Here is an 8,743-nt window from a genome sequence, read left to right on the forward strand (position 1 = left end):
GCTTTCAATCTCAACTGTTTTTTTGCTATGAAAACTGACTCGTTTAAACTACGTCATATAGGTCCTTCAGAAAAAGATTTAAATGACATGTTACATATGATCAAGGCAGACTCCATAGATCAGCTTATCTATGAAACTGTTCCTGATGATATTTTATTAAAAGCTCCATTGCAATTGGATGAAGCTATGAGCGAACAAGAGTATTCTGCTCATATTCAGAAATTAGCTTCTAAAAACGAAGTATTTAAAACTTATATTGGTTTAGGATATCATGAAGCTTGTTTACCTGCAGTAATACAACGTAACATCCTAGAAAATCCAGGATGGTATACGGCTTATACTCCTTACCAAGCTGAAATTGCACAAGGAAGATTAGAAGCTTTGCTTAACTATCAAACCATGGTTTGCGATCTAACCGGAATGGAGTTGGCAAATGCATCTTTACTGGATGAAAGTACAGCTGCAGCAGAAGCTATGACAATGCTATTTGCTGTTAGATCTAGAACTCAGAAAAAAAATAATGTCCACAAGTTTTTTGTTTCTGAAGAGATTTTACCGCAAACAATTTCTTTACTAAAAACAAGAGCTATTCCATTAGGAATTGAATTAGTAATTGGAGACCATACAACTTTTGATTTTTCTACAGATTATTATGGAGCCATACTACAATATCCAGGAGTATCTGGTCAGGTGTTTGACTATGCCTCTTTTGTAGAAAACGCTCATCAATCTGAAATTAAAGTTGCAGTAGCAGCAGATATTTTAAGTCTCGTTTCTCTCAAATCTCCAGGAAGTTTTGATGTAGATGTTGTTGTTGGTACAACACAGCGATTTGGAATTCCTCTAGGATATGGAGGACCGCACGCTGCTTATTTTGCTACCAGAGAAGCTTACAAAAGAAACATTCCTGGTAGAATTATTGGAGTTACCCAAGATATGAATGGTAATAGAGCCTTGCGTATGGCTTTACAAACTCGCGAGCAACATATCAAACGTGATAAGGCTACTTCTAATATTTGTACGGCGCAGGTTTTACTAGCGGTAATGGCAGGTATGTATGCTGTATATCATGGAAAAGAAGGACTACAATATATTGCAAATAAAGTAAATAGTGCTGCTATAAACCTTGCAGACACTATAACCAAACTTGGTTATAAACAACTAAATACAGCTTTCTTTGATACCATTAGAATTGAAGCAAATGCAACAAAAATCAAAGAAATAGCAGAAGCTCAAAAAATCAATTTCTATTACCCTGATACAAATACTGTATCTATTTCTTTAAACGAAGCCACTACGCTTGCAGATCTTAAAGAGATTGTTTCCATTTTTGCAAAAGCTTCTGGTAAAGAAACAATTGATATTGTATCAAGTAATAGTGATAACAATATCCCTAATAACGTAAAAAGAAATACTCCATTTTTAACAAATGATGTATTCAATACGTATCATTCTGAAACGGAATTGATGCGTTATATCAAAAAGCTTGAACGCAAAGATCTTTCATTAAATCACTCAATGATTCCACTTGGTTCTTGCACGATGAAATTGAATGCAGCTTCTGAAATGCTTCCATTAAGCAATCCGCAATGGGGTAATATGCATCCATTAGTTCCAGTGCAACAAGCACAAGGATATCAGGAAGTATTAAAAAAATTAGAAGATCAATTAACTGAGATAACTGGTTTTGCTGCTACTTCTTTACAACCTAATTCAGGGGCTCAAGGAGAATTTGCAGGACTGATGGTAATTCGTGCATATCACGAATCCAGAGACGATCATCATAGAAATATTTGCTTAATACCATCTTCTGCGCATGGAACGAATCCAGCATCTGCTGTTATGGCAGGAATGAAAGTAGTGGTAACAAAAGCTACTGAAGAAGGAAACATTGATGTAGAAGATTTAAGAGAAAAGGCAGAAAAATATAAAGACAATCTTTCTGCTTTGATGGTTACCTACCCTTCTACGCATGGAGTTTACGAGTCTGCTATTCGCGAAATTACTCAGATTGTCCATGATAATGGCGGACAAGTATATATGGACGGAGCTAATATGAATGCTCAGGTTGGACTAACGAATCCAGGAGCAATTGGCGCAGACGTTTGTCACTTAAACTTGCATAAAACTTTTGCGATTCCGCATGGAGGTGGAGGACCTGGAGTAGGACCTATTTGTGTTGCTAAACAATTAGTACCATTTTTACCAGGTAATCCACTTATTACTACTGGTGGGGAAAAAGCAATTACAGCTATTTCAGCAGCTCCTTGGGGGTCGGCTTTAGCTTGTTTAATATCTTATGGATATATTACTATGCTTGGATCTAAAGGACTTAGAGAAGCTACAGAGTATGCAATACTCAATGCAAATTATATCAAAGAACGATTGGATGGTCATTATAGCACTTTATATTCTGGTGAACGAGGACGTGCGGCTCATGAAATGATCGTAGACTGTCGCCCCTTTAAAGCTCATGGAATCGAAGTAACTGATATCGCAAAACGTCTAATGGATTATGGATTCCATGCTCCAACAGTATCATTCCCAGTAGCGGGAACTATTATGATAGAACCAACAGAAAGCGAAAGTAAAGCTGAATTAGATCGTTTTTGTGATGCCATGATTAGCATACGTCAAGAGATTGCCGAAGCTAGCTCTGATGATACTAATAATGTAATGAAAAATGCTCCACATACATTAGCTATGTTGACAGCCGATTCATGGGATTTCCCTTATACAAGAGAGCAAGCCGCATATCCTTTGGCATATGTAGCAGATAATAAATTCTGGCCAACAGTAAGACGTGTAGATGATGCGTATGGAGATCGAAACCTAATCTGTACTTGCGCTCCAATTGAAGAATATATGGAAGAAGTGTAGACAGTAATCTATATATAAAGTAAAATGCCTGATATTTATTTAGTATCAGGCATTTTTTATTTACATTAAATAGTTTCCAGAAAACTTGTTACTGCTTTCCAATAGCTCTTATTATCAGAAAATCGATCCCAAAGAGCTCTAGACCCATGATTTCCTTCTGTTTTTGGAAGAAAGAATTGCTTTTTATCTGATGTTATTGCATCATAAATACCAGACCAATTCTTTTTTTCTTTTTTTGCCGAAGTAACAAATACTGGAACTTTAATATTAGCTGCACTGGAAGTAATAAAATTCTTTTTTCCAAAGTACTCTCCTGGAGAAAAAGATAATACACCATTCACTGCATTTGGATTATCTCCAGCATATTTTAGAACTAATGACGAAGAATACGAGCTTCCCCAGATAATTATTTTTTTCGGGTTATAGGTCTTTTTCACATAAGCAATCGCTGCTTCTACATCTTGATACGCATCGATATATTCTGTTTTTTTACCTTTCTTCTTTGCTTCTCTCGAAGTGTGATTGAGCCTATCATTAATAATCATACCAGATCTTTGATCCACTGCAAGGCAATTATATCCCATCTTGATAAGCTTAGGAGCTATTTCCATATATTCACCTCTACTCCATCCTGCTTGGTGAAAAAGAATGATAAACGAATCTTTTCCTGCTGCTTCATACAAGTCGGCGGTCATCATAAGGCCATCTTTAGAAGGAAAATCAATAGTTTTTTGACTATGGATGGATATTGTTACAAAACAAATAAGAATCAAATAAATATTTTTCATGGGTAATTTAAAATTAGTAAGTAGTTCAAAATACTAAATTACTCAATAGAGATATGCTATTGTTTTGTTATAATTTACAAAAAATAAAGTAGCTTAAATAAGTACAATATTTCGATCCCCATTTTTGCGTAAATAACTTTTTATGATTTTGGTAGTATGGTATGTATGTTTTTGAAGTTGTAGAAAATTATCAAAATCTTCAGAATTGACAATTTGTTCATCCTCTTGTATGTACCCAAAACCTTTATAAATACCATCCTCAATCATTACAAAACTTTGCTCGTTAAAAGTCCTACCTTTCTCTTTAATAAAATAACTTTTCTGATCTTTTTTTAGTGAGGATAATGCCTGTTGAGCTCTCATATTATAAAGAGCAACGGATTCATCTCCAACACAAATCCCTTTACAATTCTTTATTTTGTAATGAGAACAACGTTGTGTAGTGGTTTGTAAACTACAATATCGCGGACATAACTGAAAACTCGCACATAACTGTTCTAATTTTTCAATAGCTTCAGCTCTTGTATAAAATACTTCTACGGAATGATCAAAATTATGGGATCTATCTATTGCCAATTGAATTACTCCTTTTCTATTTGTATAATACATAATACAATAAGGAGCTACTGGTTTTTTCTGTGCTCTATTAAATTTAGGATAGTGTTTTCTTATTTTTTCAGCCTCTAGTAATAATGCAACTAATTCATTACCTGTTACTTCATAATCAATTGTATAAGTTTCTTGGCCTAACGCGTATTCTTTATTCTTTTTATCATAAAAATGACTGATGACTCTTTGTTTTATATTCTTTGCTTTTCCGGCATAGATTACTTTTCCTTTTTGATCTTTAAATAAATATATCCCCGTTTCTTCAGGTAAACGATCGATATTTTCAGCTTTTAAATGTGGTGGTAATGTTGCTTCTTTAGAGCGAACATTTAAAAATTTATCAATCACCTTGAGGTCTGAATCAAGATCTAAGATCTTTTGAAATAAAATAACAGTAGCATCAGTATCTCCTTCGGCCCTATGGCGATCTTCTAAGGGAATATCAAGAGATGAACATAATTTCCCTAAACTGTAGGAAAGCATACCAGGAATCAATTTTCTAGATAACCGAACTGTACATAGTTTTTTACGTACAAAAGAATATCCCAAATTCTTAAATTCTGCTTTGATCACATTATAATCAAAATTGACATTATGCGCTACAAAAATTGCTCCTGTAGTCATTTCAATAATGCGCTGAGCAATCTCATGAAACCTTGGCGCATCTCTCACCATATCATTGTCAATGCCTGTTAGTCCTGTAATGAATTGAGGAATATGACATTCAGGATTTACTAAAGAAGTAAATTTATCGATAATTGTATTACCTTCTAATAAAACTATGCAAATCTCCGTAATACGATTTCCATGAATGCCTTTACCTGTGGTTTCTACATCTATAATAGCATATAGTTTTTCTGACATTGCTTTTCTTTTGGAATACAAATCTAAAAAGAAATATTCGAAATTTGGAATTTTTCCTTCTTTAATGKAATTTTTCCATCAAAGCGCTTTAAAATAGTTATTCCTACTTCATTGATAGATACGCGGCCAGCTTTGTAGCATTTTCTTGATATGCATTATCGTAAGAGACTGGAAGTTCATTCTTTTTATAAAAAGCTGTCAATGTTTGTTTGGAAACAAAAGTTATTTCTGCTTTTGTATAACATTGAATAAGCGCCTCTAACTTAAACGAAACTGCTGCAGCTGCGAATTTCCCCTTTGTTTGCCTACTTATGATCCCTATTTGTAAAGGTGCTACCTCATCAAAAAACGCTTCAATTTTTTTCAAAAAATCTTGTATCTCATAATTGTTATGATCATCCTTTATTTCTATGTATTTAGTCTTACCAGTTACATTCTGATATACTCCATTAGCATCTTTAGACACAATAACACAAATAGCTCTTTTTTTATCTATTTCGATTCCTATAGTTTTCATTTTTCCAAAATTAGTATATAATTTTTAAGTCCTAATCGGTAGCGTCATAAAAAACATAGTTTATGGGAATTGGTAAAAATCTTAAACCACACTTTAAATCTATGATTATTAAGTAAAATGAAACCAAACTTCCCTTCACAATCAACTCCTTAATTATTTAACCTATTTTTTGACACTTCGTAATTTTTAAGGGCAAAAAATTGATATATCTTCTATTTATTTTTAAATTGGTTGACCAATTTAAAAATGATTGTATTCTTTTTGAGAATTAGTCTTTTTAAAACTCTCATAGGAACTAACACCAAACAATTAACTTCTTTATACAGCAACTATCTATTTAACAAATATCACATGAAAAATCACAACTCTTATTATCTATCGAACAAACAAAACAAACGCATTTTAAAGGTTTTATCCCTCAAAAAAAGAAAGTTCAAAGAATTATTAATCATCCTTTTTCTCTTTTCCTCAAATATATTTGCGACGGAATACTTCATTCACTCTATAGACGAATTTAAAAATCTAAGTTTGCTTCCTGGTGATATCGTAATCTGGAAAAACGGGACATATAATTATGATGAAAGATTGGTTTTTAAAGCYAATGGAACTTCGTCTGATCCAATTGTTTTAAAGGCCGAGACTCCTGGTGGAGTCATTTTTAATAATGGGTTACAAATGGATATCGCTGGAGACTTTCTTGTTGTAGAAGGGTTTCACTGGCAAGGAGGTTATGGAACGAGTAATTTCATACAGTTTAGAAACGGAACAACATACGCGCAGAACTCCACTATTCAAAACTGTGTCATTGATGGTTTAGGAGTAGAACCTGGCGACGCTGCAGAAGCCGAACAAGATGGAGCTATTGTAAAACATCGGTGGATAGTTTTATATGGAAATAACAATAATGTATTGCATTGCTCTTTTCTTAACAAATCAACAGCTGGAGCTTTGGTATTAGTGGAATTGGAATACAATGCGGAAAATGATCGTTGCGGTATCGTAGGGCACACTATAAGCCATAATTATTTTTATAATTACGAAAAAATAGATCCTTCATTGTCTAATTCTGGAGATAGCGAAACAATCCGAGTAGGAACTAGTGAATTTCAAAATGTAGATTGTAGAACTATCGTTAGTAATAACTATTTTGTGGAGGCAGATGGTGAAAATGAAATAATTACCAATAAAAGCGATAACAACACTTATCAAAACAATACTTTTAGACGATGTAGAGGGTCTTTAACACTACGTCATGGTTCTGGAGCAACGGTAAAAAACAACTACTTTTTAGGAGAAAATGTTGACGGAACAGGTGGTATTAGAATAGTAGATAGCGACCATGAAATAAGCAACAACTACATTCAGGATTGCATTACCGTAATTGATCAGGCAAAATGGAATAACGGAATTACATTTATGGGAGGTGCTACCAATTCTCAGGATAATTGCAATTCCACAAGTGTATCTAATGGTTATCAAAAATCCGAAGACATTACCGTTTCTAATAACACAATAGTAAACACCAATGCTCCACTATTTTTTAATGGAGACAAAGGCACCAACAGTAATACTGGAATTGTTTCTAATAATGTTATTTTCTTTTCTAATGCTTCACCTAATATTACTGATGTTATAACCGAAGATGATAACGGTGATTTTTCGGCTATTGGCTCCTCTTTATCCTATTCTGGAAATGTGTTTAGCAATACAACTTTAGGAGCATCCATAAGTGAGTTTTCTTCAACAAACTTATCAGCATCCAGCGAAGGAGAAATCTTTAATATTTCTGGAACCAATGCTGGATCCTCTATCTCTCAACCTCCATATACCGATAATGATGTTGCTGCAAATGTTGGTGCTTGTTTTGTTAATGCTAATGGAAATCCTTTAAATTCTTGTGATAACTCTACAACAGATCTATTAATCGTATCTGCTATAGATAATTTCACAGCAAATGCTGGTAGCAAAACTCTTACGATTACATCTAATGTAAATTGGACAGTCTCTGATGACAGCTCGTGGATTTCAATAAGTACAGCTTCCGGAATTAATAATGGCAGTACAGATATTAGCGTAACAGTAAATTCAGAAACATCTACAAGAACAGGTATAGTAACTATTACCGGAGGTTCTATAACCAGAACAATTAATATTACCCAATTAGGTGCAACATCTAATATACCAGTAGATTCAGTAAGTATTGTTCCCATTAATAGTCCGATTGAAGTTGGAAGCACATGGCAATTAACTACTACTATATCACCAACTAATGCCACTAATCAAAATGTAACTTATATTAGTAGTAATGAAGCTATTGCTACTATTAATGCTAGCGGACTAATCAATGCTATCAATGCAGGTGAAGTAACTATCACAGTAACTACAGAAGATGGTCAATTTACGGATACAGCCACCGCAACTATAATTCCCACAACTAATGGAATCAATTTAGCGTTAAACAAACCTGTAACTGCTACTGGAACACCTGATGGAGGTAATATTGCTTCTAATCTTGTTGATGGATCAACTAGTTCTCGTTGGTCCGTTAATGGTTTTCCACAATCTTTTACTGTTGATCTTGGAGATATTTTTAACATTCAGAAAACGGAGCTGATATTTTATCAAGATAGAGCATATCAATACTCCATAGCTACAGCAACTGAATCTAATGGTACTTTTACTGAAATAATTGACAGAAGAAATAATACCACTCCAGGAACAATCTCAGCTCCCGTAACAGATATTGTATCTTCTGTTGAGGCACGTTATATTAGCGTTACTGTTTTTGGAGCAAACGAATATTCTGGGCCATGGATTAGTATATTAGAGTTTAGAGCTTTTGGTAATGAAGTAGATATTCCAAATTGTACTGCTGGAAATAACTTAAGCTTGAGTGGAAGTCTTTCTTCATACAGTGACCAACAAACTACTAATCCTGCAACAAATATCATCGATGATAATACCGAAAACAGATGGTCTGCAGAAAGTTTTCCTCAAAATGCGGTAATAGACTTGGGAGATGAATACTCAGTTGGTGAAATTAATGTTCACCCCTATAATAACAGAGCATATCAGTTTATTGTGG

General features: G+C 34.0%; 5 protein-coding genes. 2 read left to right on the forward strand and 3 right to left on the reverse strand.

The window, feature by feature from the left end:
• Nucleotides 1-27 precede the first annotated feature (27 nt).
• Nucleotides 28-2,880: an aminomethyl-transferring glycine dehydrogenase gene (gene gcvP / locus GBO31_RS14635; RefSeq protein ID WP_219009106.1), complete on the forward strand. Its 2,853-nt coding sequence runs from the start codon at nucleotides 28-30 to the stop codon at nucleotides 2,878-2,880.
• Between the two features lie 65 nt (nucleotides 2,881-2,945).
• Here the strand turns inward: gcvP and GBO31_RS14640 are convergent, their stop codons facing one another.
• From GBO31_RS14640 to GBO31_RS14650, 3 genes are all read right to left on the reverse strand, one after another.
• Nucleotides 2,946-3,668 carry an alpha/beta hydrolase gene (locus tag GBO31_RS14640; protein WP_219009107.1) on the reverse strand — a complete coding sequence of 241 codons (723 nt, stop codon included), beginning with the start codon at nucleotides 3,666-3,668 and terminating at the stop codon, nucleotides 2,946-2,948.
• A gap of 93 nt (nucleotides 3,669-3,761) precedes the next feature.
• The gene (locus tag GBO31_RS14645) at nucleotides 3,762-5,141 is read right to left on the reverse strand and encodes an exonuclease domain-containing protein (protein WP_219009108.1); all 1,380 of its coding nucleotides are present in this window, start codon (nucleotides 5,139-5,141) and stop codon (nucleotides 3,762-3,764) included.
• 103 nt (nucleotides 5,142-5,244) lie between these two features.
• Entirely contained in the window at nucleotides 5,245-5,658 is a 414-nt protein-coding gene (locus GBO31_RS14650) for a DUF3010 family protein (protein WP_219009109.1), read from the reverse strand.
• A gap of 351 nt (nucleotides 5,659-6,009) precedes the next feature.
• On the opposite strand from GBO31_RS14650, the gene GBO31_RS14655 reads away from it, so the two are divergent.
• A partial coding sequence (locus GBO31_RS14655; protein WP_219009110.1) for a chondroitinase-B domain-containing protein occupies nucleotides 6,010-8,743 on the forward strand: 2,734 nt, incomplete at its 3' end.

The sequence above is a fragment of the Aquimarina litoralis genome (genome assembly GCF_019295435.1).
Lineage (GTDB): Bacteria > Bacteroidota > Bacteroidia > Flavobacteriales > Flavobacteriaceae > Aquimarina > Aquimarina litoralis_A.